Source organism: Mesorhizobium sp. INR15 (assembly GCF_015500075.1).
Classification (GTDB): Bacteria; Pseudomonadota; Alphaproteobacteria; order Rhizobiales; family Rhizobiaceae; genus Mesorhizobium.
This window is the reverse complement of record NZ_CP045496.1, coordinates 2,798,976-2,825,706: the sequence shown is the minus strand read 5'-3', so window position 1 is coordinate 2,825,706 and position 26,731 is coordinate 2,798,976. Positions and strand designations below refer to the sequence as shown.

30 protein-coding genes and 3 pseudogenes are annotated in these 26,731 nt (G+C 59.2%); 14 read left to right on the top strand and 19 right to left on the bottom strand.

The window, feature by feature from the left end; all coding sequences use genetic code 11:
- Positions 1 to 29 precede the first annotated feature (29 nt).
- On the top strand, positions 30 to 740 hold the full coding sequence (locus GA829_RS13925; protein ID WP_195179050.1) for a YoaK family protein: 711 nt from the start codon (positions 30 to 32) through the stop codon (positions 738 to 740).
- Between the two features lie 97 nt (positions 741 to 837).
- Positions 838 to 1,629, top strand: coding sequence for an FMN-binding protein (locus GA829_RS13920; protein ID WP_195179049.1), 792 nt, complete (start codon positions 838 to 840; stop codon positions 1,627 to 1,629).
- Here the strand turns inward: GA829_RS13920 and GA829_RS13915 are convergent.
- The 5 genes and pseudogenes from GA829_RS13915 to GA829_RS13905 form a co-directional block, all read right to left on the bottom strand.
- Positions 1,574 to 2,925 (bottom strand): IS3 family transposase gene (locus GA829_RS13915; protein ID WP_195176347.1). Its coding sequence is split into 2 segments (ribosomal slippage): positions 1,574 to 2,589 and positions 2,589 to 2,925, totalling 1,353 coding nucleotides; the frame shifts between segments, so codons are not numbered across the junction. The two genes, GA829_RS13920 and GA829_RS13915, sit on opposite strands and share 56 nt — an antisense overlap.
- A gap of 51 nt (positions 2,926 to 2,976) precedes the next feature.
- Complete coding sequence (locus GA829_RS36640) at positions 2,977 to 3,579, bottom strand: DUF4238 domain-containing protein (RefSeq protein ID WP_258052335.1); 603 nt, start codon at positions 3,577 to 3,579, stop codon at positions 2,977 to 2,979.
- Between the two features lie 108 nt (positions 3,580 to 3,687).
- Positions 3,688 to 4,073: pseudogene (locus GA829_RS37520) on the bottom strand (FAD-binding protein); the annotation flags it as partial.
- An 80-nt stretch (positions 4,074 to 4,153) separates the two neighbouring features.
- Positions 4,154 to 4,318, bottom strand: a pseudogene (locus GA829_RS37515) (hypothetical protein); the annotation flags it as partial.
- Positions 4,290 to 4,613: a hypothetical protein gene (locus GA829_RS13905; protein WP_195179048.1), complete on the bottom strand. Its 324-nt coding sequence runs from the start codon at positions 4,611 to 4,613 to the stop codon at positions 4,290 to 4,292. The pseudogene GA829_RS37515 and the gene GA829_RS13905, both read right to left, overlap by 29 nt.
- 272 nt (positions 4,614 to 4,885) lie before the next feature.
- Here GA829_RS13905 and GA829_RS13900 point away from each other — a divergent pair, with 272 nt between their 5' ends.
- A complete protein-coding gene (locus tag GA829_RS13900; RefSeq protein ID WP_195179047.1) occupies positions 4,886 to 5,173 on the top strand; it encodes a hypothetical protein in 288 nt (95 codons plus the stop codon).
- Complete coding sequence (locus GA829_RS13895; protein WP_195179046.1) at positions 5,170 to 5,574, top strand: hypothetical protein; 405 nt, start codon at positions 5,170 to 5,172, stop codon at positions 5,572 to 5,574. The genes GA829_RS13900 and GA829_RS13895 overlap by 4 nt, the downstream gene beginning before the upstream one ends.
- Positions 5,575 to 5,791: 217 nt before the next feature.
- Here GA829_RS13895 and GA829_RS13890 read toward each other — a convergent pair whose 3' ends face one another.
- The 4 genes from GA829_RS13890 to GA829_RS13875 all read right to left on the bottom strand — a co-directional run bounded on the left by GA829_RS13890 (position 5,792) and on the right by GA829_RS13875 (position 8,746).
- On the bottom strand, positions 5,792 to 6,424 hold the full coding sequence (locus GA829_RS13890; RefSeq protein ID WP_195179045.1) for a class I SAM-dependent methyltransferase: 633 nt from the start codon (positions 6,422 to 6,424) through the stop codon (positions 5,792 to 5,794).
- Between the two features lie 74 nt (positions 6,425 to 6,498).
- Positions 6,499 to 7,101, bottom strand: coding sequence for an NADPH-dependent F420 reductase (locus GA829_RS13885; RefSeq protein ID WP_195179044.1), 603 nt, complete (start codon positions 7,099 to 7,101; stop codon positions 6,499 to 6,501).
- A gap of 92 nt (positions 7,102 to 7,193) precedes the next feature.
- Positions 7,194 to 7,946, bottom strand: coding sequence for an SDR family NAD(P)-dependent oxidoreductase (locus tag GA829_RS13880; RefSeq protein WP_195179043.1), 753 nt, complete (start codon positions 7,944 to 7,946; stop codon positions 7,194 to 7,196).
- 65 nt (positions 7,947 to 8,011) lie between these two features.
- Positions 8,012 to 8,746: an SDR family NAD(P)-dependent oxidoreductase gene (locus GA829_RS13875; protein ID WP_195179042.1), complete on the bottom strand. Its 735-nt coding sequence runs from the start codon at positions 8,744 to 8,746 to the stop codon at positions 8,012 to 8,014.
- A 230-nt stretch (positions 8,747 to 8,976) separates the two neighbouring features.
- Here GA829_RS13875 and GA829_RS13870 point away from each other — a divergent pair, with 230 nt between their 5' ends.
- On the top strand, positions 8,977 to 9,873 hold the full coding sequence (locus GA829_RS13870; protein ID WP_195179041.1) for a LysR family transcriptional regulator: 897 nt from the start codon (positions 8,977 to 8,979) through the stop codon (positions 9,871 to 9,873).
- A 790-nt stretch (positions 9,874 to 10,663) separates the two neighbouring features.
- Here GA829_RS13870 and GA829_RS13865 read toward each other — a convergent pair.
- The 5 genes from GA829_RS13865 to GA829_RS13850 form a co-directional block, all read right to left on the bottom strand.
- Positions 10,664 to 11,422, bottom strand: a complete 759-nt coding sequence (locus GA829_RS13865; protein WP_195179040.1) for a metallophosphoesterase — start codon at positions 11,420 to 11,422, stop codon at positions 10,664 to 10,666.
- A 268-nt stretch (positions 11,423 to 11,690) separates the two neighbouring features.
- Positions 11,691 to 12,035 carry a DUF6634 family protein gene (locus GA829_RS13860; RefSeq protein WP_195179039.1) on the bottom strand — a complete coding sequence of 115 codons (345 nt, stop codon included), beginning with the start codon at positions 12,033 to 12,035 and terminating at the stop codon, positions 11,691 to 11,693.
- An 89-nt stretch (positions 12,036 to 12,124) separates the two neighbouring features.
- A complete protein-coding gene (locus tag GA829_RS13855; protein WP_195179038.1) occupies positions 12,125 to 13,660 on the bottom strand; it encodes an AAA family ATPase in 1,536 nt (511 codons plus the stop codon).
- Positions 13,661 to 13,671: 11 nt separating this feature from the next.
- Positions 13,672 to 13,833, bottom strand: a complete 162-nt coding sequence (locus tag GA829_RS37510) for a DUF6634 family protein (protein ID WP_374940423.1) — start codon at positions 13,831 to 13,833, stop codon at positions 13,672 to 13,674.
- Positions 13,779 to 14,012 carry a hypothetical protein gene (locus GA829_RS13850; protein WP_195179037.1) on the bottom strand — a complete coding sequence of 78 codons (234 nt, stop codon included), beginning with the start codon at positions 14,010 to 14,012 and terminating at the stop codon, positions 13,779 to 13,781. The genes GA829_RS37510 and GA829_RS13850 overlap by 55 nt, the downstream gene beginning before the upstream one ends.
- A gap of 202 nt (positions 14,013 to 14,214) precedes the next feature.
- Here GA829_RS13850 and GA829_RS13845 point away from each other — a divergent pair, with 202 nt between their 5' ends.
- Entirely contained in the window at positions 14,215 to 14,478 is a 264-nt protein-coding gene (locus tag GA829_RS13845) for a helix-turn-helix domain-containing protein (RefSeq protein WP_195179036.1), read from the top strand.
- Positions 14,479 to 15,247: 769 nt separating this feature from the next.
- Here the strand turns inward: GA829_RS13845 and GA829_RS13840 are convergent.
- Positions 15,248 to 16,132 carry a LysR family transcriptional regulator gene (locus GA829_RS13840; protein WP_195179035.1) on the bottom strand — a complete coding sequence of 295 codons (885 nt, stop codon included), beginning with the start codon at positions 16,130 to 16,132 and terminating at the stop codon, positions 15,248 to 15,250.
- Between the two features lie 124 nt (positions 16,133 to 16,256).
- Between GA829_RS13840 and GA829_RS13835 the strand changes: the two genes are divergently transcribed.
- The 4 genes from GA829_RS13835 (at position 16,257) to GA829_RS13820 (ending at position 18,547) form a co-directional block, all read left to right on the top strand.
- Positions 16,257 to 16,577 (top strand): MoaF-related domain-containing protein, encoded by a 321-nt coding sequence (locus tag GA829_RS13835; RefSeq protein ID WP_195179034.1) that lies wholly within the window; start codon positions 16,257 to 16,259, stop codon positions 16,575 to 16,577.
- A 61-nt stretch (positions 16,578 to 16,638) separates the two neighbouring features.
- The gene (locus GA829_RS13830; RefSeq protein ID WP_195179033.1) at positions 16,639 to 17,538 is read left to right on the top strand and encodes an MBL fold metallo-hydrolase; all 900 of its coding nucleotides are present in this window, start codon (positions 16,639 to 16,641) and stop codon (positions 17,536 to 17,538) included.
- Position 17,539: 1 nt separating this feature from the next.
- Complete coding sequence (locus tag GA829_RS13825; RefSeq protein WP_195179032.1) at positions 17,540 to 17,791, top strand: nuclear transport factor 2 family protein; 252 nt, start codon at positions 17,540 to 17,542, stop codon at positions 17,789 to 17,791.
- A 39-nt stretch (positions 17,792 to 17,830) separates the two neighbouring features.
- A complete protein-coding gene (locus GA829_RS13820) occupies positions 17,831 to 18,547 on the top strand; it encodes an IS6 family transposase (RefSeq protein ID WP_195179031.1) in 717 nt (238 codons plus the stop codon).
- A gap of 245 nt (positions 18,548 to 18,792) precedes the next feature.
- Here GA829_RS13820 and GA829_RS13815 read toward each other — a convergent pair whose 3' ends face one another.
- The 3 genes from GA829_RS13815 to GA829_RS13805 all read right to left on the bottom strand — a co-directional run bounded on the left by GA829_RS13815 (position 18,793) and on the right by GA829_RS13805 (position 23,934).
- Complete coding sequence (locus GA829_RS13815) at positions 18,793 to 22,311, bottom strand: caspase family protein (RefSeq protein ID WP_195179030.1); 3,519 nt, start codon at positions 22,309 to 22,311, stop codon at positions 18,793 to 18,795.
- Positions 22,312 to 22,619: 308 nt separating this feature from the next.
- Positions 22,620 to 22,805, bottom strand: a complete 186-nt coding sequence (locus GA829_RS13810; RefSeq protein WP_195179029.1) for a hypothetical protein — start codon at positions 22,803 to 22,805, stop codon at positions 22,620 to 22,622.
- Between the two features lie 180 nt (positions 22,806 to 22,985).
- A protein-coding gene (locus tag GA829_RS13805) for an IS630 family transposase (protein ID WP_258052023.1) occupies positions 22,986 to 23,934 on the bottom strand; the annotation gives its coding sequence in 2 pieces (ribosomal slippage) (positions 22,986 to 23,592 and positions 23,591 to 23,934; 951 coding nt in all).
- 111 nt (positions 23,935 to 24,045) lie between these two features.
- Between GA829_RS13805 and GA829_RS13800 the strand changes: the two genes are divergently transcribed.
- Complete coding sequence (locus tag GA829_RS13800; RefSeq protein WP_195179028.1) at positions 24,046 to 24,210, top strand: hypothetical protein; 165 nt, start codon at positions 24,046 to 24,048, stop codon at positions 24,208 to 24,210.
- 282 nt (positions 24,211 to 24,492) lie between these two features.
- On the opposite strand, the gene GA829_RS13795 is transcribed toward GA829_RS13800, so the two are convergent.
- Positions 24,493 to 24,837, bottom strand: a complete 345-nt coding sequence (locus GA829_RS13795) for a hypothetical protein (protein WP_195179027.1) — start codon at positions 24,835 to 24,837, stop codon at positions 24,493 to 24,495.
- A 743-nt stretch (positions 24,838 to 25,580) separates the two neighbouring features.
- Here GA829_RS13795 and GA829_RS13790 point away from each other — a divergent pair.
- The 3 genes and pseudogenes from GA829_RS13790 (at position 25,581) to GA829_RS36635 (ending at position 26,509) form a co-directional block, all read left to right on the top strand.
- Positions 25,581 to 25,784 carry a hypothetical protein gene (locus GA829_RS13790; RefSeq protein WP_195179026.1) on the top strand — a complete coding sequence of 68 codons (204 nt, stop codon included), beginning with the start codon at positions 25,581 to 25,583 and terminating at the stop codon, positions 25,782 to 25,784.
- Between the two features lie 22 nt (positions 25,785 to 25,806).
- A pseudogene (locus tag GA829_RS37505) lies at positions 25,807 to 26,127 on the top strand (S1/P1 nuclease); the annotation flags it as partial.
- Positions 26,128 to 26,233: 106 nt separating this feature from the next.
- Positions 26,234 to 26,509: a S1/P1 nuclease gene (locus GA829_RS36635; protein ID WP_258052281.1), complete on the top strand. Its 276-nt coding sequence runs from the start codon at positions 26,234 to 26,236 to the stop codon at positions 26,507 to 26,509.
- Positions 26,510 to 26,731: the final 222 nt, after the last annotated feature.

Below are 26,731 nucleotides of genomic sequence, written 5' to 3'. Positions count from 1 at the left end.
TCGCGACCTTGGACTAATGGGTTATCGAAATGCTGCTTCGCGAAGGAGATGCGCGGGACAATGACGTCGACCGCCGCCTTGCCAGCGCGCTCGCTGCCGTCGCCGGCGCGTTGAACGCGTCGGCATTTCACGCTGTTGGCTTTTTCTCCGCAAATATGACTGGCAATGTTTCCGCGCTTTCGGACCAGCTCGCGACGGGTGATTTCGTTGCGGCCGTTTTTTTCTTGGCGATCGTTCTTGCGTTCGTTGCCGGAGCCGCTCTTTCGACATTGTTGGTCAACGTCGGCAAGGAGAGACATACAGGCGGAATCTACGCCTACAGTATCCTCCTCGAATCCGTCCTGCTCGCACTTCTGGGAGGTGCGGATCTGTATCTGTCCGGTGCGCACCGCGTCACGACGCTCGTGTTGAGCCTGAGCTTTCTGATGGGACTTCAGAACGCTGTCGTCACCCAGATCTCCAATACACGCGTTCGTACGACGCACGTCTCGGGGATGCTGACGGATATCGGCATTGGCCTTGGCGTACTGTGCGACATTGCCTTTGGCCGGGAGCGCGACAAGGATTCGGCGGAAACCCGCGTGAAGTTGAGACTTCATTTGACGACCGTGCTGTCATTCTTTGTTGGCGGCATCGGCGGTGTTCTTGTTTACCGCGAGGTGGGCGGATTTCTGCTTTTCGGTGTAGCCTTGATCCTGTTCGCTATTGCGATCCCAGGCGCGCTGCGCAGCAGGGGCTGACGGCCCGACGGCTTGACTAGCCGGAGAAGGCACTTGTCGTGGTCGGGTTAGAAGCGCTCTGACAGCCAATTGTCAGCTGAGTCGTGAGACATTGCTTGTGAACCGCCGCGAAAATCGTCGGCGCAGGATTCGGTGTGAAACGGAAACAGCCATGAAACAGATCGCCCTGTCACTCGTCCTGATCGCCGCCTCGGGCGCCTATGTTTGGGAACAGGCTGGCAAGGCTCCCGTAGATGGCATGCTTAGTCCGGCACTGCCGGCCGATGCCGGGGAAAGAGGTTCTGCGTCGGCGGTCGTTCCCGCGGCACCAGCCCTCGATAGCCGGGTTCCCGAGCCGGACACGCCCGCGCCAGAGATTGGCCAGCAGAATGAGCAGGCCCAGCCTCGGATAAGTGGCCCGCCCGCAGTCAGCAAGGAAACGTCGGCCGCGATTGCCGCGCCGGCGCCAAAGCCGCAACCTGTCGCCAGGCCGGCGCAGGTTTCGCTGGCTCCTGTAGTACCCCCGCCGCCTGTCACGGATATTTCGGTGACAGGGGCCGTTCCTGCACCGGAAACGCCAGCTTTCACCATAACTCCGGCGGTTTACATCCCGATCCCGCAGCCGCGCCCTGACTACAAGGAAACACCCGCTCGCTTCATCAAGGTCGGCATGAAGCCATCCGTCAATCTCGGCCCCAAGCCGGCTGGGCATGGCTTTGCCGATGGTACCTACACCGGCCCCGTGACGGATGCCTACTACGGCCTCATCCAGATTCAAGCTGTCCGTCGTCAGAACATTCGGCTCAGTTTGCGGCGTAGCTTAGCGGAGTGTCGGCCTCATCTTGGGGTTGATGTTATGCGGCGATCTTGCGGTGCTGCAAGCGCCGATGTTGGATGGTTTGCCGTTTGATCCTTTCGCGCTGTTTGATGATGGTCTGGGCCCTGCCGAAGTAGGCGTCGGCTGGGGTCACGTTGTCGAGGCTCTCGTGGTAGCGCCGATGGTTGTAATGCTCGATGAAGGCTGCGATCTGGGCTTCGAGGTCGCCGGGCAGGAAGTAGTTTTCCAGCAGGATCCGGTTCTTGAGGGTCTGGTGCCAGCGCTCGATCTTGCCCTGGGTTTGGGGATGCATCGGGGCGCCCCGAACATGGCTCATGCGTTGGGCCTCGATATAATCGGCCAGTTCGCCGGCGATATAGCTGGGGCCATTGTCGCTCAACAGACGTGGCTTGTGGCGGACATGGGCCTGATCGCAGCCTGAGGCGGCCAACGCCAGATCCAGCGTGTCGGTGACGTCCTGCGCCCGCATGGTGCTGCACAGCTTCCAGGCGATGATGTAGCGGGAGTAATCGTCGAGCACGGTTGACAGATACATCCAGCCCCAACCGATGATCTTGAAGTAGGTAAAATCGGTCTGCCACATCTCGTTGGGCCGAGTGGTTTTGGTGTGGAACTCGTTCGCCGCCTTGATCACCACATAGGCCGGGCTGGTGATCAGATCGTAGGCCTTGAGCAGCCGGTAAACACTGGCTTCCGACACGAAGTAGCGCTTCTCGTCGGTGAACCGCACCGCCAGTTCGCGCGGGCTGAGCTCGGACTGCTCCAGCGCCAGTTCGATGATCTGGTCATGGATGGCAGGCGGGATGCGGTTCCACACGCGGCTCGGCGCCGATGGTCGATCTTCCAGCGCCTCAGGGCCGCCACCGAGATAGCGGTCATACCAGCGATAGAAGGTCCGTCGTGGGACCCCCAGCCGGTCCAGCGTTTTGCGGGTGGGCAGGTGCGACTGCTCGACGAGCCTGATGATCTCGAGCTTTTCGAATGCGGGATATCTCATTCTTGCTCGTCCCCATCTGCGATCATGCTTTTTTTGAGCAGGCGGTTTTCCAGCGTCAGGTCGGCAACGCATTCCTTCAACGCGCTGGCTTCGCGGCGCAGGTCCTTGACCTCATCGCTGGTGGCAGCACGCGCCGTATCGCCAGCCAGGCGGCGCTTGCCGGCCTCCATGAACTCTTTCGACCAGGTGTAATACAGGCTCTGCGCGATGCCTTCCTTGCGGCACAGCTCGGCGATGCTGTCTTCGCCGCGCAAACCGTCCAGCACGATCCGGATCTTGTCTTCCGCTGAAAAGTGCCGTCGGGTCGCCCGGCGGATGTCCTTCACAACCTGCTCGGCAGGCTTTTTGGCACTTGAGGATCTAGGGTTCATCTTGGTTCCTTCGTCAGCTGACGAGACCAAAACCCTCCTTAATTCACAACCTCAAATCTGGGACACAGGTGCTGACGGGGAACACCCCCGACGACCTACTAAGCGATAAACGAATGGGTCGAAAGCTGCGAGTAACAGTCGGGGAGACATCGGCATAAACAACATGGCACCCGAGTTGCCGAAACCATGGCCACCTAAGAAACGCTTCTGTACGTGGTACCTGTTCGTGTGCACTGCGGGATCGTCCGAGGAGATGAACTCGCGGACGGTTTCATTGACCAGTACGCAGGTTTCTAAATCTCCTATGGTTGGAAGGGTCGATTCGTACATTTCGATCGCCATTTCCACGAGTTCCGTATTGGTGCGCGTAAACTGCGCTAGAAATTCTGGTGTCCCCTCGTCTTTGAACATCTCCCGGTGGGCATCGAGGAGCGTACGCTCTCTGTCGATCCAAGCGGCGCTTCGAAACACCTGCAAGAACATCAGCGTGCGCAATGCAAGTAGGTCTGCCGTCTCTAAGCTGGACGGATCTGCCACAGCCTTCTTTGGGCATTGCGCGTAAAGCCCCTCTGGCTCCTGCAGCGCCTTTTCAAGCTCACCATCCTTGCCGTAGAAATATGGGCGCGCGCACTGGCCCCTAGCCACATGGCGCATTTCGCGGATGAACTTGACCGTGCGGAACGCGAACACGATCCCAAGGCCGATCGTGATGCCAGCGGCGGGATATATTCCCCGCATGGCGGAAGTCGCGCCGTTGCCGCATGCGTAAAGCCCATCGATCAGCTTGCCCCGCTCGTCGAGCACCCGCAATGGGTGTCCGTCGCAAGACCGGTCGCCGTTCCCAATGTGGCGGGAACGATCCGCAAGGCGACGAAAGGGCCGATCCTGATCGGACCGAGGTTGGGATTGACCTTGCCGACGGAAGGATCGCCGAGCGTCCGGTTGAACGCGGATTCGCCTCGCTGGAAATACGGATCGACGCCCGTTCGGGCATGCTCGTTATGCTGCTGAACTGTCTGTTCAAGCGCCTTAGGATCGAGGCCGATCTTGGCGGCCAGCGCCGCGAGCGTATCGGCCACCTGGATGTATCCGGCACGCTCGTAAGATTTCGTGCTGAGGGTCCACGGCCACGGAAGAAGTTGAACCATACGCGCTTCTTGAGAAATTCATGATCGCAGATGAAGTAGAAGCGCTCATCCTTCGGGTAGCGGTTCTCGAACATCGCAATGCAGATGTCGTGATACGGGTTCGACTCGTTGACGAAACGCCGCGCGTCCGGGCCGACGGCAATCACGCCAGGGCGGCCGCGGTCTAGCCAGCCGTCGCCCCGCCCTAACCGACAACAACCTGTTGGGGCTCTGCACCTAGGCCTTTGGCTTCGCCTTTCTAACATCCTCAATGGCCATGTTTAACGCCGTATCAAAGGCGCGCCTTAGGCCAGAAATTTTGTCTTTCCTAAGCGAGGCTGTTTGTTTTGAAATAGGCGCGAGTTCCCAAATGAGTGCGTTGCCTGTCTCCAGCAGGTGAGCCAGAGCTGCATCCGTTGCCTGGCTCGTTTCCAAAAGGTCGCGCGCCTTCCCAATGTTCATCTGCAAATGACGCGTGATCCCTTTCACGTTGCCCGCTTCCGCATGGATCGCCTCTCTGCGCAACTTATGCAGGTACTCCACCGCTTCTCCGATTGGCATTTGTTCCTCCCTGCTGTCGAATCCTAACGGATGATCGTACGCCTCATTCTGAACGAGGGCGCGCGATATCGTGGACTTGGCGAGTTAGGCAAAACCAACCAGCATTGGTGTTTCCTCCGCCGAACTGTTGCCATTCGCCCTGACACAGTCAGGGCCGGTTGAGCATCGGCCCCAGTAGGGTCTCCAAAGTCCCGCCTTCCGGAGAACCTTGATGGCAACAGTCCCTTTCGACTACGGCACTCATCATCCGCGAGCCGCGCCCGATCGAGGTCGTGGACGTTTTCGACAGCCTCCCGCGTGTTGCTGCTTCCAACGAGAGCAACGCGATTTTCCCGCTGAATGAACCTGTCCCGTTCTTCACTCATGAGGCCGACAAGATCGCTGCCCTCGGTGCATATATCGCCACCACAAAGAGCGTCGTCGGCTCGCCGTATTCTCCAAGCGACGGGTTCGCATTACGCGACCATGCAATCACACCGGCCTGCTTCCCCGCCACTTCGCTGTTCTCGTTGTCAGATAGGCTTGTGACTATCGGGAAAAGACGGTTAGATTGGGAATGAAACGGTCGCACTCCAGCATCTTGACGATAGGCTTTCTGGCACTTGGCATCGTTGCCACCGAGGCAAAGCCGGTTCAACTGACCGCCGATCAAATCGGAGTCGTCGAGCAGACCATAAGATCCCTGCTGAAAGACCAAACGAACGTATCATTCGGTAAACCCGCAGCCATTGCGACTTCAACCGGATCAATCATGGTTTGCGGTCGGTACAATGCAAAGAGCGGCTTTGCCGGGTATTCCGGCGAGACCGCCTACAGGGGCCAGTTCGATAGCGCCGACAGCGAGACAAAATATCTCCCAGCGTTCGACATTATCACAATGCCCGAAAATCAAACTGAAACCGACGACCTTGTAAAATTCTGCACCAATTCAGGTGTCGATCTGCCGCCGATCAGCAAATAGCCTGAAATGCTTCTCGCAGCCACGTGCCGACAACGCTTGATCAGCATGGCTGAAAGCCACGCCCTTAAGGGCAATTGGGGCCGACAGCGGACGATCCGGTTTCAACCAACTTCTGCGGTTAGCTGTCGTTCCGAAACCGACCCACAATCGGTCGCCGCGCTTGTCAAAGCCGCCTCCCGTACGAGTGCCGACCTCATCGTTGGCGAGTGGCCCAGTGTCAGACTTTCAAAAATCGAAAGGCGAAGCGATCGGTCTGACCCTTGATCGAGGGATCGAAGACCTTGATCGAGTGCGAATCGTCCTTGTTCGCGAGGATGGTGATTTCCGCGTCCAGTACGAAGCCGGCCGCCTCCACCTCCATGCGAACGGATGCAGGCTCAATACGATGCAGTGACTGGGCGTCGCTCGTACCCGTCCCAACGGCAGCAGCGTGGTCGACGATGACGTAGGACCCACCGGGCTTCAGCCGGTCGTAGACGGCTCGATTGAAGTCGGCCGCCGTCGCTCCCTTCTTCTGCATCAGCGCGGTGTGGAGATCGTGGTAGAACAGGTGCAGCCACAAGACATCCGCTGGTTGCGTGGCCTCCCGCATCGCCACGAGGTCCGCCGATACGGCCTCGACGTTCTCTCGGCCCGGCTCCTTCGCGAGCGTCCGCATGCGGCCAACCGGATCGTTCTTGAAGTCGGCGACTTCGGCCGGCACGAAGCTGTAGACCCGTCCTTCGGGTCCGACGACGTCGGAGAAGAGGCGCGTCCAGTCGCCGTCGCCTGGGTAAACGTCAATGACAGTGGAGCCCGCATCTACACGTGCGAACCGGATCAACTCGGATAGCTTGGATTGGTCGTACATCGGAATCTCCTTTACGGTGGGCATTTCGCTTGGATCGGATCGTGCGCGATCCGATCCAAGCGGTTGGCATGTGTTCATCCGTCGAACTTGACCAGGTCCTTAAAGACTAGATGGCCCCAGCTATTTCCGCGAGCCTGGACTAGCAGCCCACCTTCTGACAGCCCGCCAAGTTTGATCGGCGAAAAACCAAGATTTTCCGCGAGCGCACCAATCTCCGCTGCGCCAGCGTCGTCGTCGCTCGCCAGGAACACAATTCTCCTGCCACCATGCACGGCCGGGTCTTGGTCAAGGGTGGCAGCGCCCAAATGGTTGAAGCCCTTGACCAGCCTTGCACCGGAGAATGCCTGTGCAACGAACTTGGACGAAGGCTGTCCCCCCAGTTTTTCAGGAGGCACGCCGTAGGCATTGGTCACATCGACGATGGTCTTCCCCTGCCAGGTGGCGAGCGCCTTCGCGACATCCGGGTGCGACTCGAAACGAACAGCCAAAAAGATGATGTCCGCCTTGACGGCTTCCGCCAGTGTTTTGGGAATGACCGTGGGGCCGATCGCGGCCGCATCGGCTGAAAAGCTTTCAGGGTCGCGCGTGGTCGCAACGGACACGTCGATGCCCTTGCGCGAAAACGCCTTGGCCAGGGCCTTGCCGATATTGCCGAAGCCGATAATTGCGTAGCTCACAATATTTCTCCTATCTTGTGCTGGAACTAAAGTTTGAGAAGCGGGGTCACTACTGGCGGAGCTGAAGGGCCAGCCGCGGCACTGCGCCAGGCTCAGACCTGCGCCATGCCTCCATCAACGGCGAGATCCACACCGGTGATGTAAGAACTATCATCCGAGGCGAGGAACGTGACAGCGGCCGCGATTTCCTCTGGCTTGCCCCTGCGACCCATTGGAATCTGTGAAGCAAACTGGGCGACCGCTTGCTCGGCTTGCTCAGGGGTAAGGCCCGTTGTTGTCGCCAAGGCGGGGGTCTCGATGGCTCCGGGGCTCATCGTATTCACTCGGATTTTGCGGTCTTTCAGCTCTAGGGTCCAAGCGCGCGAGAAGTTGCGCACTGCCGCCTTACTCGCGGCGTATGTGCTAAACCCCGGCAACCCCAACACGTTCGAAACCGAAGAATTCAGAATAATCGAACCGCCGTCTTTGAAGAGGGGAAGGGCCTTCTGCACCGTGAAGAACAGCCCCTTCACGTTCACGTCGAAGGTCTGGTCAAAGTGGGCCTCAGTAGCTACTGCGAGCGGTGCGATTGTTCCCGCGCCAGCGTTCGCGAAGAGAACGTCGATGTGACCATGTTTCTCTTTGACGATGGCATAGAGCCGGTCCAGATCTTCCAAGCGTGACACGTCGCCCACGACCGTCGTAATATTAGTCTTAATGAAGGCTGCGGCCTCCTTCAGCTCTTTCTCTCGTCGCCCAATGATTACGACGTGTGCACCTTCTTCTGCAAAGCGCTTGGCCGTCGCCAAGCCAATCCCGCTGCTTCCGCCAGTGATGACTGCAATCTTACCTTCGAGTTTTTTCATAATCTTTGACCTTTGGTCGTGTTTGGTTTTGTCTCAAAGTTTGAGAAGCGTGGTCCCGCATGGGGTCAGAGTTGGGCCAGGCCGCCGTCGACGGCGACCTCGCTGGCGGTCATGAAGCTGCTATCCGACGACGCGAGGAAGGCGGCCACCGCCCCGATCTCCGCCGGATCGGCCATGCGCTGGAGCGGAGTCATCGCGCCGTAGGCCTTCTGGCCCTCCTCGCCCAGCGCTTCCTTCGCGAGTTCGGTCGCCGTCGCCCCGGGCGACAACACGTTCACCCGGATGCCGGTGCCCTTCAGGTCCGCCGCCCAGGTCCGCGCTAGATTGCGCACTGCCGCCTTGCTCGCGCTGTAGGTGGTGAACCCCGGGGCGCCCGTGGTGCCGGCGCTCGATCCGGTCAGGATGATCGAACCGCCCAGGCCCATCAGCGGCAAAGCCTTCTGGACCGTGAAGATCGTGCCCTTCACATTGGTGTCGAAGGTTTCGTCAATGTGCTCGGCGGTGATCTGGCCAAGCGGAAGCGGGCTGCCCACCCCTGCATTGGCGAAGACGATATCGAGGCTTCCGCGCTCGGCCGTCACCGCAGCGTAGAGCCGGTCGAGGTCGGCCTCATTCGAGACCGAGCCCTTCACCGCGCGGGCATTAGGCCCAAGGTCGGCCACAGCCGCGTCGAGCGCTTCCTGGCGGCGGCCGAAGATGAAGACGAAGGCGCCCTCCTCGACGAATCGCTTTGCCGCGGCGCGGCCGATGCCGGTGGCGCCGCCTGTGATCACGGCGGTCTTTCCATTCAGTCTGGTCATGACGTGCAGTCTCCTTGGTTCGCCGTCTCAAGTCTCTGGTTGCTCGAGTAGGCCCCTGAGACGCTGAAGATGGGTCCGCCGGAGTGAGGCGTTCAGTGCGCAAGCGCGCACATCGGTGGTGCGAAATCGATCCGGCTGGGCGACTGACGTCAGCGTGATGGTCGCCATACTTCCGGTCGATGTGCTAGATACGGGCTTGGAAGGCGCACCGTGCGGTGCCGGATTGCACCATGATCGACTGGGATGATGTTCGCTACTTTCTTGCCGTCGCACGCGGAGGCTCAGTGCGGGCCGCCGCCAAGCGCCTCGGTGTGAACCACGCGACCGTGCTGCGACGCATCGCCCAACTCGAGGACCGCCTGGGCGCGCATATGTTCGAAAAGCTGCCTTCGGGCTACCGCCTGACGGCCGCGGGCGAGGAGGTCCTCGATCTCGCGCACCAGATGGAAGCGTCGTCGCACTTGCTGGAGACGCGCGTCTTCGGTCGCGACCAGAGCGCGCGCGGGCTTTTGCGGGTGACGCTTCCACCGTTCCTCGCCACACACCTGCTCATGCCGGATCTTGCCGAATTCGCCCGTTTGCATCCGGACATCGAGATGGAAATCTTGACATCCGGCGAGGTGGCTAATCTGACCAACCGAGAGGCCGACGTCGCGATCCGTATTGTCGCCGACCGCAAAACCCTGCCGCTCAATCTTCACGGCCTGAAGGGACCGCAGTTGTTCAGCGGCGTCTACATGTCTCGCGATCGACTAGCCGCGTTGCGTGCGGGCGCGACTGATTCCACCCGGTGGATCGTCATAGAAAATCATGGAATTCCGGACTGGGCGCGCGACGGAGAAGTTCGCACCACGGGAGCTCCGTTCAGGACTCCGGACGCCGAGACGCAGATCATCGCGGCGCAGCAAGGGATCGGAATGACTAAACTGCCATGCTTCGTCGGAGATACCGACCCCCTGCTGGTCAGGGTGCCGGGCACCAACCTGCCCATGCATGGGACACTCTGGATTCTCACGCAGGGGGAGACACGCAAGACGAAGCGCGTTCGGCTCTTCACCGAGTTCGTATCCCGCAGGCTCGCAGCGTACGCGCCGCTTCTCGCGGGAGTGTCCCTACCGCGCGACTGACTGCTGGCAGGTCACCGGCTACGCTCGCCGTGGATAAGCAATGACTTGCCCATAGTAGCTTCATGAACCTGTCCGTGAGGAAGAGGCGCGGTGGTTGTATCTAATCAACGCTCAGGGTGACGTCCCTACGTTGCGCCATGCGTCCATGAACCAGGTCCCTTGCTCCACCGGTAGAAGCCGGCGCAGCACTCACATTGGCATCAGAATGCGCTGTCTTGAACGGCGTATCGAGGCGCCAAGAGCCGTCGGTGGCGACGGTGCAGCCGTCACCGGCCAGATGAGCGAATGGCGGCCTTTGGGAGCAAAGAACTTGGCACGAATGACCGAATGGAGGCGCATTGTTGTCCGGAGGTTTTGAACCCGAAAGTAGACAGTTTCTTCGTGAACGCCTATCTTCGCGCACCGCGCCCCCCCCCGTGAAATCCAATTGGGTTTGCGGGGAAGGTCAGTACGCTCTACTTCCCTCGCTTTTCAATCTTTAGGTTTGGGAGCTCGGGTCGCTTGGATTTCACACCGGCCTCCTTCAAGGCCGTGTATCCTACCTTTTTGAGGAGCTTCTCTGTTTTGGCGCGCTCCTTGTTGAGAGCGCTCTCACCTTTGACTTTGGGCATCCGTCCTCCATTTGGTTCGTTCTCGTTCGCTAGCAAAAAATTGCCAGCGATATCGCGCGATGTCAGCTTTGAGGCTGCGGCAGAGACTAGGTCAATGACCGAAATTGGGCGCGAAGCAGCCACCCGTGATCTGGCGTTGAAGTATCAGCTACTGGTCATTCTTCGCCTTCATCCATGAGCTACACGCTCAAGACCAGCGCTGGATCGAATACCGCATTCTCGTCATCGTATCCGCGCGGATTGCAGACGATCCGGGTGCTTCCGACTATGTAGTCGCAGCTGTCGTGCGTGTGGCCGTGAACCCAAAGAGTTGGGTGCCCGCTTTCGATGATCTCCGTCAGATCGGACGCGTAGGCGGCGTTGAGAAGGTCGCCTTTGAATCTCGAAGGAATCGATTTCGTGTGCGGCAAGTGATGCGTAACGACAACCGTGGCGATCCGATCAGCTTTCAGCGCGGTATCTATGAACCGGCGCGAGTCCTGATGCATCCGAAACGCCGCCTCCGGCACGAATCTTTGCCAAGGATTCCGCTGTTTCGCGATCTGCTTGTAATCATTCATGCGCTCCCGTGCATGGTACATCGCTACTTCCGGATGCCCTTCGATGCGATAGTCGGTCCACAGCGTTGCGCCTATAAAGCGCACGCCGTCGATGACGACGGAACCGTTCTCCAGGAAATGCACATCGGGGAATCCCTCAGCCGCCGATAGGCCGTCCTCAAGGCCTTCTTTGATCGAGCCCCGATAGTGTTCGTGGTTTCCCGCAACATAGATGCAAGGCATCGCATGGGCGACGTTTTTAGCCAGCCAAAAAACACCGTTCGCCGGCGCGCGACACAAATCGCCTGCAACCACACAGACGTCGGCATCCGGGATCGCCATCGGCTGCCGCAGATCCGCATATTCCAAGTGAAGGTCGGAAAACAGCCAGATTTTCATAGGATCGGATCCCTGATTTTCACGCTCGCGAGCCCCCAATAGGATTCACTTCCTGGCGCCGATGGGTCTCTTCATTCCGATCGACGTGCGATTATCGTGGTGAGGTCATCCGCTGCATGGCTTCGTCAGAACCTCACTCAAGCCTTCGCCCGCCAACGTTCCCCGCTCCACGCTGGCCTATTCGAGGGAGTCCCGGATTTCTGTGGGCATCCGTGACTCGGTCGGTGTCGAAACACGTGGGATTCCTTGTTGCGGAGCGGTCGCCATGTCACGAATCCTTCGAGACATCACTGACCGGTCTTCCCAGCTGATACCATCGGGATTCTGTTCTTCCCAAACCGAGTTGCTCGGAGAACATCCACAAGCCAGACGTCACGATCGCCCGTTGCTGGCCCGGAAGCTTCGGATGCCCTGTGGTCAATCCGGTGAGGCAAAGGGTCGGGCGAAGTGCCAAACGCCATTCCTCCAGGATCGGCGCATCACGTGTGACGCTCGACGCCGGGCACTTGTTGAGACTAATGTGCCAAAGGTCAGCGGCCAAAGCCTCAAGCCGGGCGATTTCCTCGCCGAAAGCTTTCAGATCAAGATCGATATCTGTTCCAAAGTGCAGCATGGCGTCTCTCTTCTCCTGTTACGGTGGACGGCTGTATTTGCAGTCCACTCCCTGCTTATGCCTACCGCAGAGAATTCCGGTTCCTTCGTTCACTGTCGCGGCTGATGCCGCCCCCTGGCCTCGACAACGGTTTCGATCAGCCGCTCGAGTTGTCTGATGGAGCCACCCGGCCAGTTGGCCGCCAACACCGCAAGCTCGGTCGCATCGAACGGCGTCGCCCAGCGTGGGTCATGCCCGGAATCCGCGTAAACGCGTTCGAGAATGCGGGGCGCGAGTACTGCAAGGTGTTCTGGGCCGGGTTCGGGAAAGGCAAGGATTCGACACCTGTCGCGCAGCACCGGCGGGATCGTCGCGACCGTGTTCGCCGTCATCACCCAGGAGACATGGGAGAGATCACAGGCGGATTCGACGTAGGGGTCGAACCAGCGCGACGAGGTTTCCTTCTCGAACTGCCCGATCAGGACATCGTGAAAGTTTCCGTTATGGCGACTGGTGCCGATCTTCTCAATCTCGTCGAGGACGATGATCGGGCCGGCATTGCGGTGGCGGCGGATTGCCATCACGGCGAGGCTGGGTTCCCCCGAAGACCAGCGCCTTGCCGTCCCGCCAAGCGCGCTGTCGCTTAAGCCGCCGCACGGGACAAGTTCGTAAGGGATCGCCAGTTCTTCGTATAACCGCCTGGCAAGGCGGGTCTTGCCGCATCCGGGCGTCCCGACAAGGATGGTCGGCCGCACATGGATATGCTTCCTGCCGACGAGACGCTTGAGGATGTCGTCGATTACCGCGATGGCGTAGGGAAACTCTACTGCAAGCTTGGCCCGCACCGGCGCAAGCTCCGGCGTCACGGGCAACGGCAGCGCTACGTCGAGCAATGTCTCGAATTCATTGACCACGCGCTTGCCCTCGGAGGTGGTGTCGTTACCGATGGAGCGGAAGACAACGACCGCGCCGTCCGTCCCTCTGGCCCTCTCCACCGGTTCGTCCAAGAAGTCGTTCCATTTCTTGGCAGCGGGTGGCTCCTTGTCCTTGAGCTTCTCGTCCGGTTCCTGCTGCCGGATCGCTGTCTCGAATTTTTCGGCGTAAGCGCAAACGTCGCGATCCACCTTGCTTGGCGACCACAGGACGGGGCCGTTTCGATGCATTAAGGCGTAGGAGTTGGCGACCTTGGCCCAGGCCAATGCTCGCGATACAAGTCTGAAATCCCCATGGTCGCGCATATCGCGAAGCGCCATCGCTGCGGTCTCGCCCGCGATCGCAGCGGCCGCTTGCGGATGGCCGTAAAACGCAAGGTAGACCTGGCAACGCAGCTGGGCGGCGTGGGTCCACATGACGTTGAAGGCCGCAGCCTCGGCCAATGCCGCCTCCACGACTTGCACCGCTTCGTCGTTTTGCTCGATCGCAAGGTCGTCCAGGGACGCAGCAAGCGGCGCGAATTCCAAACGTCTGAGCCGCTTCACCCTACGCGCCAGGCGCTCGCCGTACTCGTGGATGTCGCTGCGGATGTCATCACCTAGAAATGGCATGCCTCGCAGCAGCTCCACTTCGCTCGGCAGATGCAGGCCCGCCAGCGCCGCCTTGCTGCGTCGCTCGAAATGCCGGTCGAGACGTGAATCCTTGGCGGTCATAGCCTACACACTCAGGAATCGAGGCAGGAATGCTCGGCAGGACGCCCGAGTCGGTACCAGCGGCTGAGCGTCCTGCCCCAAGCCCGGTCTTCGGAGAGCGCCCATAGATCCGACGTGCCTATGAGCCGACCTTCGCCAACAAGCCGCGGATGTCCGGTCGATAGCCCGGCCAGACAGGGAACGGCCCGTTGGCCAATAATCCATCGGTCGAGAATTGGGGCTGCGCCACCGCCATTACTTCCGGCGGCACGCCACGACGGAGGCGCTCCAGATCAGCGGCCAAGTTGACAAGGCGGTCAATCTGGAAAGTGACCATCTCGTCGGTTGGCGTTTCGCGGCCAAACAGCAACATCAAAGCCTCCATGCTCCGATCGAAGGATCCGCTTGGGTGAGAATCCTTTGATTCGCGGGAATCAACTGCGCGATTCATACGGCGCCTGCCATGCGGCGTCCACGACGCCGCATGCGATTTCTAGGACGCCTCCAAGTTTCGAACTTCAGGGTTTCCGTGGGGACATCTGGAATGACGGGCCATTCCCGATGTAGGAGAGCGAATGGATGTCCCGAACGAACTCTTAAGGGCAGCGCGCGTTGCGCTCGGCATTGGCCAACGAGAGCTGGCAAAGCTGACAGGTGTCGGTCAGCGCACAATCCTGCGTATCGAGCGCAATGACGAAACGGTCACAGTGGAAACCCGTCGCCGGCTACAGGACGCCTTTGAGGAAGCGGGCGTCACGTTTATCCCCGATGACGGCACATCAGGACCTGGGCTGCGTGTGCGTCGGGATGTTCTGAAGCAGGGCAATTTGAGGTTCTGATCGTCGGCGTTGACTGCAAGTCGCTCAGTAGGCCGGATATGGACCGCCATTTCATGGCGGTAGGCCTTGCAAAATCTGAATTCGAATTTGGAGACGACAGCATCAGGCCACGGGGTCTGACTGCTTTAGTATGAATCAGGCATGGCGCTACGTCAGTGCTGATTTGCCGCTTAACCACGACGTTCGTCGTGCGGTCATGCCACATCACATCGCTCTGAACGTCAGCTTTGAATCGCTAGCACTTGTTTTTCGAAAGGGCGAATTGTGTCAAGAACAAGATCTGGCTGAAGCGAAGCAAGCGATATTTTGCGATGATCTGCACTAAAAGTGCTTTCAAATCAGAAGCTTAATGGACCATATATCTCGGCAATGAACCGTTATGATTTGGTTTTGAACCGCTCCGATTTGGTTTTGAACCGCTCAGGATTTGTTTCTACATTATCCGGATGTTCTGGTGGGCCCGGAGGGTGTACGACTTTTCAAGAAAATCAATGGTTTAGCGGATGGTTAGCCAACCCATATCCTCCGTATGATCTCGTATGGTCTGGCGACCCTGCGGACTAAAAGAAGGAATGATATCGCAAAGCTTGGGAGCGGCTCGTCGTTGGTGCGCGGCATGTGGTCTCAATGGCTGGCTCAAATCAGAAACGTTCAACCTCCCAAACTCAGTACGATCAGAAACGCAGGAACCGCTTCACCCACCTTGAAGCCGCGAGGCCAACGTCGCGAGCAGACATCAGCCGGCGCCGAAGACGCTTCGAGGCTGCTGCTAGCCGGTCTGAGTAAGCATCTCGACAAAGCGTGCGACCTTGGGCGGGCGGAACCGGCCGGCCGGATAGACGGCATGAATGCCGCCGGCAGGCAGCTTCCAGGCAGGCAGGACGGGCACCAGCCTGCCAGCCGCCATGTGATCGCCGACAAGGAAATCGGGAAGGACCGACATGCCGGCGCCGGCAAGAGTCGCCTCCAGCACGGCCGGCGTGCTGTTGATCGTCATGCCGGGCTTCATGCGCACTGTCCGCCGTTCATGCTCTCCCCGGGCAAACCGCCACACCAATGGCTCCTTCAGCGCGACATTCGCGACGAAAGGCAGGCTGGACAGATCCTCGGGCTCGCTGGGGGTCAGGTCTCGGGAAACGCTGGGCGCGGCGACCAGAAACTGCCGGAAGGAGCTGATCCGGCGCGCCTGCTGGCTGGAGTCGGTCAGCCAACCTACGCGGATCGAAAGGTCGATCTGATTAGCGACCAGATCCATCCTCGCATCCGAGAGGATGAGATCGACCCGGCATGCCGGATAGATGCGGCAGAATTCGGCCGCCAGCGGCGCGACGGTGGTCGTGCCGTAGTCATTCGATGCGGTGATCCGCAGCACGCCCATCGGCTGGGCATTGGTCTGGGCAAGCTCGTCAAAGGCCTCTTCCGCTTCGCGCAGGATCATCACGCACCGCGCGTGAAGCTGCCGGCCTGCCTCGGTCGGCTCGACCCTGCGCGTCGTGCGCAGCAGCAGGCTGGTCTTTAATTCCGCTTCGAGCCGCACGACCTGCTGGCTGACGACTGTCTTGTTGACGCCTAGCCGGTCGGCCGCGCGCGTGAACGAGCCCATGTCCACTACTGCTGCGAAGTAGGCCAGTCTGTTCAGGTTGATCGCTTCCATGGCCGTCCCATTTTTCAATTGTGCACTTATACCTCACATTGAATCCAATTCATTGATATTTATTGACCAATCGAAACAGTCCATCTTCTGCGTGTTGCCCAAGCTTGCAAAGGAGGAACCGCAGATGACGACCGAGACCTTTCCCGCGATCGGCCACGTTTACGAGGCCCGTTTCGGCGACCTCGCCTTTCATCTGAAGTTCGACGCCGACGGCGCCATCATGCGCTTTGCCCAGACCGACGCGGCCAACCTCGCCAAGGCGGAGGCCGTTCGCTATCGGGCGCTGGGAATCCGGCCTGATGTGTTCATGGTGACCTGGACCGAGGCTGACGGGACGACCGTCACCCATGTCGAGGACTTCGAGAACGGCGTCGTCCACACCAACATCACGCGGCCCGACCTGAGCTTCCTGAATTTGTCCGGCAGTTGGAGACGGCTGACCTGATTCCACTGTCGGGCGCGTAGCCCCGTTTGTTCATCGCCATCCAATCCGAGAGGAAATCCACATGCTAACGAGGAGACAAGCCATGAAAACCACCCTTGCCATCGGCGCTGCGGCCGTCTTCGCCCCCGCCGATATGGGACGTGCCGCCGGAACCGGACTTGCCTGGAAGCATTTCCCGGCTGGCCCGAACGGTTTCTTCCGTGCCCCTGTCCTGCTTTCCGGGACCAACGAGGCGCTGCTGATCGACGGCGGCTTCACCTATCCAGACGGCCGCGCGCTGGCCGAGGCCGTCAAGGCCAGTGGCAAGAAGCTTACCACTATCTATGTCAGCCAGTCGGACCCGGACTATTATTTCAGCCTGAAGCCGGTGCGTGAGGCTTTCCCGGAGGCCAAGGTCATCGCCGCATCGGACACGGTGGCTGCGATCAAAACCTCGGTCGAGAAGAAGCTCGCCGTCTGGGGACCCCAGCTCAAGGAAAACGGTCCGCAGACCCTGGCCGACATCGTCCTGCCCGAAGCCTTTGACGGTCCGTCGCTTACCGTGGACGGCGCGACGGTGGAGATCGTCGCCGCCGAGGGCCTCGCCAACCGCCGCTATCTGTGGGCGTCTTCGCTGAACGCGGTGTTCGGTGGCGTCATGGTGTTCGCCGGCGTGCACGTCTGGACCGCCGACACGCCGACGAAGGAAGAACGCGCGGCCTGGGTTGCCAATCTCGACAAGATCGCCGCGCGCAAGCCGGCTGTCGTCGTGCCGGGGCACATGACAGCGGAGGGGCCGGTCGACATCTCGGCCGTCGAGCACACAAAGACCTATCTGCTGGCCTTCGAGGAAGAACTCGCCAAGGCCGCCGACGCCGCTGCGCTGAAGGCCGCGATGGAGGCCCGCTTCCCGAACCTCGGTATGGGCGTTGCCCTCGACATCGGCTCGAAGGTCGCCAAGGGCGAAATGAAGTGGGGCTGACATGACCAGCAATCTCGAACTTGTGCGCCGGACGTATGAGGGAAGCTCAGAAGACAACGGTCGCAATCTTCTGGCCACACTCGCCCTCGATATCGAATGGACCGAGGCGGAAGGCTTCCCCTATGCCGGCACTTATGTCGGCGTGGAGGCCCTGATGGAAGGTGTCTTCAAGCGCCTGGGATCCGAGTGGAGCGGCTACCGCGCCGACGTGCATACCTATATAGCCGATGGCGACAAGGTGGCGGCATCGTAACGTTAACTGCGCGGCGATTGGCCTGTGCGATTTTGCGGCATGACCCACACTTTTCGTAATGCCCTTTATCGCCGCCACCGGTTCCCGGCTGAAGTCATTGCCCAGGCCGTCTGGCTTTACATTCGTTTTCCGCTCAGTCTGCGGATGGTCGAAGATTTGCTGGCGGCGCGCGGGATGATTGTCTCGCACCAGACAGTCCGCCTTTGGGTCGAGAAATTCGGTCGCCACTTTGCCAATGAAATCCGGCGCCGGCCAGCCGGAAAGCTTGGCGACAAATGGTATCTCGATGAAGTCGTCATCTCCATTGGCGGCAAGAAGCACTGGGTTTGGCGGGCCGTTGATCAAGATGGTTTTGTTCTCGACGTGCTGGTGCAGAGCCGTCGCAATACCAAGGCCGCCAAACGTCTGATGCGAAAGTTTCTGAAAGGACAGAGGCATGCGCCGCGCGTGATGATCACCGACAAACTGCGATCCTATGGCGCTGCCAAGCGAGACATCATGCCCGGCGTCGAACACCGTTCGCACAAAGGATTGAATAACCGGGCGGAGAATTCACATCAGCCGACACGACGCCGAGAGCACATCATGAAGGGCTTCAAGTCGGCTCGACATCTCCAGCGTTTCGTCTCCATTCACGACCCAGTCGCCAATCTCTTCCACATTCGACGCCACGACATTCCATCCGACCATCACCGCGAATTGAGAACCGCTGCCATGCTGATGTGGAACGAGATCGCACGCATACCAGCCGCATGAGCAAACGCCGCAGACAAGATTCTTGACCGGCGTCCTTTAAGTTTACGATGCCCCGTAGTCGCCACCATCATCCGATACGGCCACGCTCATACCAGCGCTTCAGCCGGAATTGCGGGTGCTTATGAAGCTTACTTGCTGATAGATATCGACAAGGTGTGGAATTCAGCAAACTGCCGCGGAAAATTATGGGCCAGGTACCGCACCACCGGAATGATCCATCAACCGGGCGAAACACGCCGACTGCATCAAAACAGGTCAAAGTCTCCAAAAATCTCGTTGCGCGATAGCCACGGAATCTGACGACCACTGGTTTGCCCTGCAACCAGAGACTTCAGCTCGGCGTACAGTTCATTGACACTTATCCTTCCGTTGCCGTCGCTGTCCGTCTTGCGGAGTTGATCGGTCAAGGCGTGCTGGAATGCGACAGAGAAACGCCCGCCGCCAATCGAGGAAGACTCCTCGCTGAATTGCCGGCCTTTCGAGGCTGATATGATGACAACTCCGGCACCAGAACGGGTGGTGAGCAAATTCACGGCATCGTCGTTGGATGCTACGCTGATCTGGCCCGATGCGCCTGCGTGACACACATCAAGGAGCACGATCACGCGAGCCTGAGCTTTCGCGACGCGGGACGCTATCTCGTCGAAATCCAGGCTGGTTTCTTCGATCGCATTGGTTGCCGTCGATGACAAAGCGAGCCTGAGACGCCCCCGGGCATCAAGCAGGCCGTGACCTGCGAAGGCGAGCAATATCGTGTCCCGAGCGTGTGCACTTTCGACGATGTCATCAAGCTTGGCTTTAATGGCGTCGATCGTGGCCGCCTCATCCAGAAGCGTTTCGACTTTGACGCCACTGTAGTGCGCGCTCGCACCCACGGTGGTGGCAACGCGCCTTGCGTCGGAGGCTGCGTATTTAAGGTCGCTTCCTGGCATTGCCGGGTACTTATCGATGCCAACAGCCAAGGCAAGAAGCTCACCTTTGCTTTTCTCGCTACTTGCCCCGAGCGTGAATTCGATGGGCGCGCTTGCCAGACCTGCCGTGTCGATGGCCGTGACGCTTGCAATGCCGCTGTCGCCGACTTCATCCGGCGAGAGCAAGACCTGGGCTTGCTTGCCATCGAGCGGTACGTTCCTGACAACACGACCATCCGCCAGCACGTGCAATGATCGCAGTCCGGTCAAACTGGACGCATCTATCCGCGCAGTTTTTCTGCCACCCGTTTCGTCAAAAGAGACCTGGAGCGATGGCGGTGCCACAGGATCCGGCGGCAGACCAAGGTTCTTGCCCTGGATCACCGCGTTTGCAAGGCCGGGAAAACGCAGCTGGGTGGCAAATTGCGAAAGCAGTTGTCGCCCCGGCAACCCCGGAATTTTCAGTTCGACATAGGCACTCGCATCCGGTGATCCGTCAAAGCGCCCCTTGCCGTCCGTCACGACGAGTTCGCCATCGGTCAGAATTCCGCTCAGGAGCCTCGATGGGCTTGAGCAGGAATAGACTTCAACGCCACCACCCTTGTTGATCTGGGCGATATTGCGGGCCCCTTCCATTAAGGCCAAGCGATCTATCGCTGCTTGGTTGTAAGGCTTCGAGACGATACAGATGGGCCTCCAGGTCTTGAGGTCGAAGGCGATCAACCGCACCACGGGACGCGTTACGAGCAAGAGATAACGGCTGTCGACGATCGAGACAAAACTCGGTCTATCGAATGCCGCGCCGAGACCAGTTCGCAAATCACCACGCTGGATGAGGCCTGAAGCACCGCTTCCTTCGGCATCCGATATATCGGCTTCGACGGATTTATCCTCCAAGAGGTCGGCCATCCGCAGGTGACGGCCATCCTCTCCAAGCAACGTGAAGCTGAAGGAATGACCAAGCCGACCGGATTCGACGGTCTGGGTCAGCCAGTAACGTTTGTCATTGGCCATCCAACGCCACGTGTCGCGGCCTGGCAGATTTATGTCGAATAGTATTGGCCCATCGTCTCCAACGCCCTGGTCAGGCTTGGGAAATGGCTCGGTATTGTATCGAAGCGGCTCATCGGCCGGCCATTTGCCGAATTTGACAACTTTCGGATCGTAGAATTTCGCTATCTCCCTGGCAATATCGTTCAGCGCCTTGCTAGGCGCTCCCGAGCGGAGTGCGCGAATTTCTGTTCCCGAATCCAATCCCAGGCCGACATCCGCGCCAACCACTGGCGTCGAGGCCACAGCGATAGGAACCGCGCCGCGCACACGGAAATCTGCGGATCCGGCAACATTCTGATCGGGCGTGGCGGCCTTGCTCGTCTGAGTGGGCTCGGCGGAGAATGCGATCGGGCTCTTCGGTTGCTCCTCGGTCCCGTCGGATGTCGCGGGCTCACCGTCCGGCCGCTGGCCATCGGAATTCCCTGCCGCTGCTTCAGCTTCCTGCATGCGACGGTAGGCTTCGCTGCTATAGTAATCGAAGCTGCGCTTGATCGTTTCATGCGCGTTCCAGCCGACCATCAACGGCTTTGCGACGCCAAATGAAGAGGCAAGCGTTGCACCGAGTTCAGTTCTGGTTGACGTTTTGATCATCGCGTTGCCACGGCACAGATCGATGACAAGCCCGTCCATCACATCACCGGGTTCCTGGTAGTCATGGGCCATCAGGCTCCAGCCGACAAACGCCATGACCCCGCCTTCCAGAGACAGGTCGAACCGCCAGGCCTCACTTCCAGCTGTAAAGGACAGCCCGAGTGCGCCAGGATCGATGTCTTCTGAATTGGCATCTATGCCGCCATCCAGCGGTTCATTTGGCGTTGGGCTGCCATCCTCTCGAAAGCTTGTGAGCAGCGCGACCTTAGGCGCGGACTCTATGCTCTCGCGTGTCCCGTGGAGCGTGCGGATAATCTGCATATCCGCTCCCCATTCCTGATCGAGATAGAGGAAGCTGTCGGCATGGCTCCAGTACATTGCCACGCTTTGAAAGCGTCCGATTCTTCGTTCGGTTAGCAGATCAAATACGTCACTGATTTGCGCCTCATCCGTGACGACCGACAGGAAACGTCCAGTTGGCGAAAAAGTGGGTTCGTGGCCCGTGGTTTGCAGCACGATCTCGCCGGTGTCGATGTTTCTGACCTCTACAAATCCCTGAAACACGGTCGCTCTGAATGGCCCCTTCGTCGGTGTGATTTCCTGCTCCGGTTTTGCTTCAGTGAACTGGTTCCTGGCGACGAGTTGTGGGGGGCCTGGCAAGATCTCGATGGTCCGTTTGCCTGATATGTCCGAAACGTGCTCGCCGCAGCTATCAGCCTGCACGATGGCCCATCCGACACTCATCTCGCCCGCTCGGTAGGGAATGATGTCGACCTCGCCAGCGGTTTTTGAAAAGCGCGTGTGAAGTGGGACGATCACCCTTGTGCGATCCGCACCAAACTTCAGTCCGTAGGGTCCCTTCGCACCGGCGGCGAGCGCGAAAAAGCCGGTCCCTTCGAACCGCACGGCGTCGGGTGTCAGGATCACCAGATAGGTTGGAACCTCAAATGCTGCCCTGTAGCTTGGCCCAGCGCTGGTGAGTTTCCAGTCAAACGGAAGTGCTTTGCCGACAACGGATGTTTCGGGAAAGACTCCGGCATCCAGATTGCCAGGAAATATTGGCCAACCGGCTGCGCAGTCGCGGCTTTCCCTGTTGGTAGCGGCACTGGCTGTCGGGGTAATGTGCAGCCAACCCGTCACGAGGATTATGAAAGCGATGATCGCGCACAATTGCGCCGCGAGCCGCAACGACCCCGAAGGTGCACCCATTTCAATCTCCCCACCCCAGTCGATGCGCCGCGATCAGCTTTTCACAAAAGAATTTACGCGCGGGCAAGCGGGCGCAATTGAAAGCTGACCACACGCGGTTTGTCGAAATCGCGAACATGGCGGCATCGTGTCCGCTCAAGCAATCCAACATGAAGAAGCCCGGCGGCAGAAATGAGGAGCTGAGGCCGAAGGCTGCGGCTTGGTCTGCATTTCAGACTGAGATACTGCCCCAAAATCTATTTCCGGTCCGCGCGGCCATGCCGCTGCCTTTAGGGCAGCGCTAACATGGTTCCAAAAGCGCCACCGGGTCAATGAGCGGCGCTAGGATAGGTTGAATTGATCAGCTCGGCGGTCACCCACAATGCGAGGCCGGCGAAAAATAAGATCGCGACCGCGATGAACAAAACCCGCATCGCCATCCGTGTCCCTAACCCTTTGCGCTCGATTAAGCCCGACAGCCCGCTACCGGGCAGATTGCGCAGGCAGCGGGCCATTGGTTTCGGCAGGTGGAGGCCCACCGGGCAGCAAAGTGCCGTTTGCCGCCGAAGGTTAAGGTTAGCTGGCGGTGCGCGGATCGACGACTTACGGATTCGTAAGGAGGGTTCCTTCGAGGAAAGTGGCGGTGATACCATGGCCCGCTCAAGGGCCAGGGAAACAACTAGAGCAGAATCTGATCATTCCGGCTCATATCCTGTTGCGGCGAAGTAGTTGGCGCACTCTGTTGGTGTGAAGCATGGCAGTGCGGCGCTGATGGTATCCCACAATTCCGCGACGGTTCGTGCGGCGGCTTTGCGTAGGATCGATTTCAGCTTGGAAAAGGCGTTCTCGATCGGGTTGAAGTCAGGAGAGTAGGGCGGGAGGAACATCATCCTTGCGCCGGTCGCTTCGATCGCCTCACGGGCGGCTGCGCTTTTGTGCGCCGGCAGGTTGTCGAGGATCACGACATCGTCGGGCCGCAGCGTCGGCACGAGAACCTGCTCGACATAGGCGACGAACCATTCGCCCGTCATCGGGCCGTCCAGGACCATTGGCGCGGTCATGCCAGTGAGGCGCAGGGCGCCGGTGAACGTCGTCGTCTTCCAATGGCCATGCGGGATTGGCGATCGGCACCGCATCCCGCGCTTCGTGCGCCCCCGCAGTCGAGCCATCTTTGTCGAGGCTCCGGTCTCGTCGATGAAGACCAGATGCTCGGGATCAAGATCGGGCTGGGCGTCGAACCACGCGTTTCGTCGCGCGGCTACGTCTGGTCGCTCCTGCTCGCTGGCGTGCGCCGTTTTTTTTGAAGGTCATGGAGTGACGATCGAGAAAGCGCCAGATCGTGCTCGTCGCAAACGACGCGCCATGCTCTTGTCGCAGCAACTCGGCGAGTTCGACCAGCGTGATGTCCACCCGCCTCTCGATCGCCGCCAGAAGGATGTCGCGATACGCTTCGACGCGGTGGGACCGCCTGTCGCCGCCCTGCGGCTTTGCGCAGGTGGATCCGCTCGCGCGCCATTCCCGGACCCAACGCACCGCGCTTGCCGCCGCCACGCCAAATCGCGCCGCTGCCGCCCGTCGCGACAGGCCGCCATCAACCGCTGCGACCACGCGAGCCCGCAAGTCTTCGGATAAGGATTTCGCCATGCCACGCCGGCCTCCTAATCCAGCAGATATGCTGAATCAGATTTCCAATCCCCACGAAACCCCTATCGATTCTATTCGCTCGGATTTTGCTCTAGGCAAGAGATGATTTCCATGAACATCAAAAACGTGTGCTTGGGAGCACTGGCAGCGACCGTATTGGCTGGCGCAGCTTTGGCCGGTGCCCTCGATGAGCCCAAGATGATGTCGCCATTCTTCACCGACGCGAGCATGAAGCATTCGAACGGTCAATATCGTCGGCAAAAGAGGGTCGAATAGGGCTGTCGGCGCCTCTGGCGTGGGAACGGAAGATTAAAGTAGCAGATCTCCCGTGTGCGATTTTTACACACTGCATCGCGCAATCGTTGATATTGTTTATCTATCTGGCATGAGAGAACACGACGAAAACACCGCCGCCCCGATCACCCCTGCCAAGTATAACATTGATGTTGATTGCATCGGTCACAACAGTAATACTATTCCCAGCGACCGCAATTTGCCCTGTCATCATAGCCAGGCCTACCTCCTTATGCGCGCTGTTGCCCATTGGCCTCAATTGATTCAAACCGTTTGCCGATGCGGCAGGCCCGATTGATTGCTGGGAATTCGCCGACCAGGCGAGCTGCCAGGCGGGATGGGTCTGTCGTTTCCGCCGATCGCAGTGGTGCCTATGATCGGCACCATTGGAGGCTCAAGTTTTTTTGCAGAACGCGAGGATTTGAGATCTTCAATCTCATCATCGCGCCGCACTATACGGCTCTCGAGATTGGCGATGCGCTCGGTCAAGAAATACCGCCCCACCCAAAAGCCCCCACTCCCAAATAAGATAGCAATGGTGGCGAAGGCGACGGGGTCGGCAGCCACGAGTGTCGCGTTCGTGTGGAAGAAATCGATCAAGTCGTGCACTTTATGATCCTCTGCACTGCCAGACAGCCAAGCCAGTGGATCGGATGGACTTGCAATTCCACGTACCAAGGCTGCAACCGCTGCTTCTCTCCGACTGGGCAGGCTAGAAGATAAGAATATATTCCTTTTTTGTCAAGACGCTCGCGGCCCTCAGTTGTTAAATTGCCTCACATACGGGACAGGCCGCCAGCATGATCGCCGAACTCGACCCGTGCCTTCTGACCATCTCGGCATGCCAGTCTCGAACCTATCCCTCGCGGGCCAATAGCTGTTCCATTTGCGTAGATAGCTCTCGGTCCTGCGGTCGGTAATTCGAAAATGTCTGTTACGTGGTCCAATGCAGAAACGACCGGATCGGTACGGGCATTCGCCCCGGTCTTGGGCTGGCGCCATATCCGCATTCCCGCTATCCATCGCGCCCAGCGCCTGGCTTGATCCACTACCCTCGTAGGTGGTGCAGTTGTTCTTGCCGGCACGCACCGACCCGTCACTGCAAACGAACGTGCTGTCTTGGCAATACGAGATTCCGCCCTTTCGGCCACTCAACGGAGTGTTCGATGCCAGAGACGGCTGAATTGCCAACGCCGCGGCGGGCCCGACTGCTACAAAATGCGAACTTGTCTTCAGCGCGTTGCGGCAGGGCGAGTACAGTTATCTTTTTTGATCCAGCTTGGCGGAATGATTGTACGGTATTGGTAAAATTTCTAGATAGTTCTGATCTCTTGGGAGCATTTAGAGACATCATGCGCAGCGCAATCTTTGCCGGATCACTTCTTTCGATACTTGTTCAAGCGCCCCCCGCCCTTGCCTGGTGGGACAAGGGACACATGGAGATCGCGGCGGCCGCCTATCCGCTGCTAGATCCCCCGGTCAGGGCAAAAGTCAACGCACTGATCATGATGAACCCTTACTACCCCTCGTGGATCGCGGGGGGCGACGAGGGATAGCCAAGCTGCGTATTGGGCCATTGTGCATGCCGCGACATGGGCGGATGACATCAAGAAGCCCGCGAGCGGCTATACGAATGAAGGCGAAAGCTCGCTCGTGCCTGGGGCAGGCCTCAACATCGGCTATTCCGATATGCTGATGCACCGCTACTGGCACTACAAGGATATTGAGTTTTCGACAGATAACACACCAACGCCAAATACGCCGCCGATCAACGCGGAGGCCGTGATCCGCAATTTCAGCGACACGCTCGCCTCGAGCGCCGCGCCTTACATCAAGTCTTACGACCTGGTCTGGCTTATCCACCTCGTGGGTGATGCTCACCAACCTCTGCACGCCGCGGAGCGTCAATCGCAAGCCCTTCATGGAGATCAGGGCGGCAACCTGATCGAGATTACGCCGGCAGGAGCGCCCAAAAGTCAAACTTCATGCCTTTTGGGATTCGCTGTTGGGCGAGACCGCAACGCCGGCGGAGGCCATTGCAGCCATCGCCTCGCTTCCTCCTCCGGATCCCATCCGCTCGGCCGTATCGGATCCTGGCGCCTGGTTCCACGAGAGCTACGATCTGGCGCGCCAATACGTCTACACGTCCGACATCAAGGAAGATAAGGGGCCTTATGCAGTGCCACAGAGCTATGTCGACGACGCGAAAACATTGGCGCAATCACAAGCAAGCATTGCGGCTGCACGTCTTGCGAACTTGCTCAACAACGCATTGAAATAGAGCCCTCAAGTTTTGTAAGGGATGCCCGCAAACGGACCGTCGGTGGCTTGGGGCACGTCGCCACCATTCCGCAGGCGCCTCGCTCCACCTCTTCGGTTACCAGCCTATCAAGGTTTTCGTTCAGGCGCTCTAGCATGCCGACGAGCGTCCGGAGCTGACGCTGCCGGATGTCAGGCAACATGCCGAGATGCGGGCCTAACCCATCTCTTGGCGTCAAGCATA

Excerpts from the sequence above, each read along its gene's own strand:
- GA829_RS13850 (WP_195179037.1), bottom strand. The coding sequence starts at position 14,012 with ATGTTGCTGTTTGGCCGCGAAACGCCAACCGACGAGATGGTCACTTTC.
- GA829_RS13895 (WP_195179046.1), top strand. The coding sequence starts at position 5,170 with ATGAAACGGTCGCACTCCAGCATCTTGACGATAGGCTTTCTGGCACTT.
- GA829_RS13905 (WP_195179048.1), bottom strand. The coding sequence starts at position 4,613 with ATGCCAATCGGAGAAGCGGTGGAGTACCTGCATAAGTTGCGCAGAGAG.
- GA829_RS13860 (WP_195179039.1), bottom strand. The coding sequence starts at position 12,035 with ATGCTGCACTTTGGAACAGATATCGATCTTGATCTGAAAGCTTTCGGC.
- GA829_RS13870 (WP_195179041.1), top strand. The coding sequence starts at position 8,977 with ATGATCGACTGGGATGATGTTCGCTACTTTCTTGCCGTCGCACGCGGA.
- GA829_RS36640 (WP_258052335.1), bottom strand. The coding sequence starts at position 3,579 with ATGCGCCATGTGGCTAGGGGCCAGTGCGCGCGCCCATATTTCTACGGC.
- GA829_RS13840 (WP_195179035.1), bottom strand. The coding sequence starts at position 16,132 with ATGGAAGCGATCAACCTGAACAGACTGGCCTACTTCGCAGCAGTAGTG.
- GA829_RS13820 (WP_195179031.1), top strand. The coding sequence starts at position 17,831 with ATGACCCACACTTTTCGTAATGCCCTTTATCGCCGCCACCGGTTCCCG.
- GA829_RS13835 (WP_195179034.1), top strand. The coding sequence starts at position 16,257 with ATGACGACCGAGACCTTTCCCGCGATCGGCCACGTTTACGAGGCCCGT.
- GA829_RS13800 (WP_195179028.1), top strand. The coding sequence starts at position 24,046 with ATGAACATCAAAAACGTGTGCTTGGGAGCACTGGCAGCGACCGTATTG.
- GA829_RS13925 (WP_195179050.1), top strand. The coding sequence starts at position 30 with ATGCTGCTTCGCGAAGGAGATGCGCGGGACAATGACGTCGACCGCCGC.
- GA829_RS13845 (WP_195179036.1), top strand. The coding sequence starts at position 14,215 with ATGGATGTCCCGAACGAACTCTTAAGGGCAGCGCGCGTTGCGCTCGGC.
- GA829_RS13815 (WP_195179030.1), bottom strand. The coding sequence starts at position 22,311 with ATGGGTGCACCTTCGGGGTCGTTGCGGCTCGCGGCGCAATTGTGCGCG.
- GA829_RS13865 (WP_195179040.1), bottom strand. The coding sequence starts at position 11,422 with ATGAAAATCTGGCTGTTTTCCGACCTTCACTTGGAATATGCGGATCTG.
- GA829_RS13875 (WP_195179042.1), bottom strand. The coding sequence starts at position 8,746 with ATGACCAGACTGAATGGAAAGACCGCCGTGATCACAGGCGGCGCCACC.
- GA829_RS13830 (WP_195179033.1), top strand. The coding sequence starts at position 16,639 with ATGCTAACGAGGAGACAAGCCATGAAAACCACCCTTGCCATCGGCGCT.
- GA829_RS13810 (WP_195179029.1), bottom strand. The coding sequence starts at position 22,805 with ATGGCCCGCTGCCTGCGCAATCTGCCCGGTAGCGGGCTGTCGGGCTTA.
- GA829_RS13880 (WP_195179043.1), bottom strand. The coding sequence starts at position 7,946 with ATGAAAAAACTCGAAGGTAAGATTGCAGTCATCACTGGCGGAAGCAGC.
- GA829_RS13890 (WP_195179045.1), bottom strand. The coding sequence starts at position 6,424 with ATGTACGACCAATCCAAGCTATCCGAGTTGATCCGGTTCGCACGTGTA.
- GA829_RS13790 (WP_195179026.1), top strand. The coding sequence starts at position 25,581 with ATGCGCAGCGCAATCTTTGCCGGATCACTTCTTTCGATACTTGTTCAA.
- GA829_RS13825 (WP_195179032.1), top strand. The coding sequence starts at position 17,540 with ATGACCAGCAATCTCGAACTTGTGCGCCGGACGTATGAGGGAAGCTCA.
- GA829_RS13855 (WP_195179038.1), bottom strand. The coding sequence starts at position 13,660 with ATGACCGCCAAGGATTCACGTCTCGACCGGCATTTCGAGCGACGCAGC.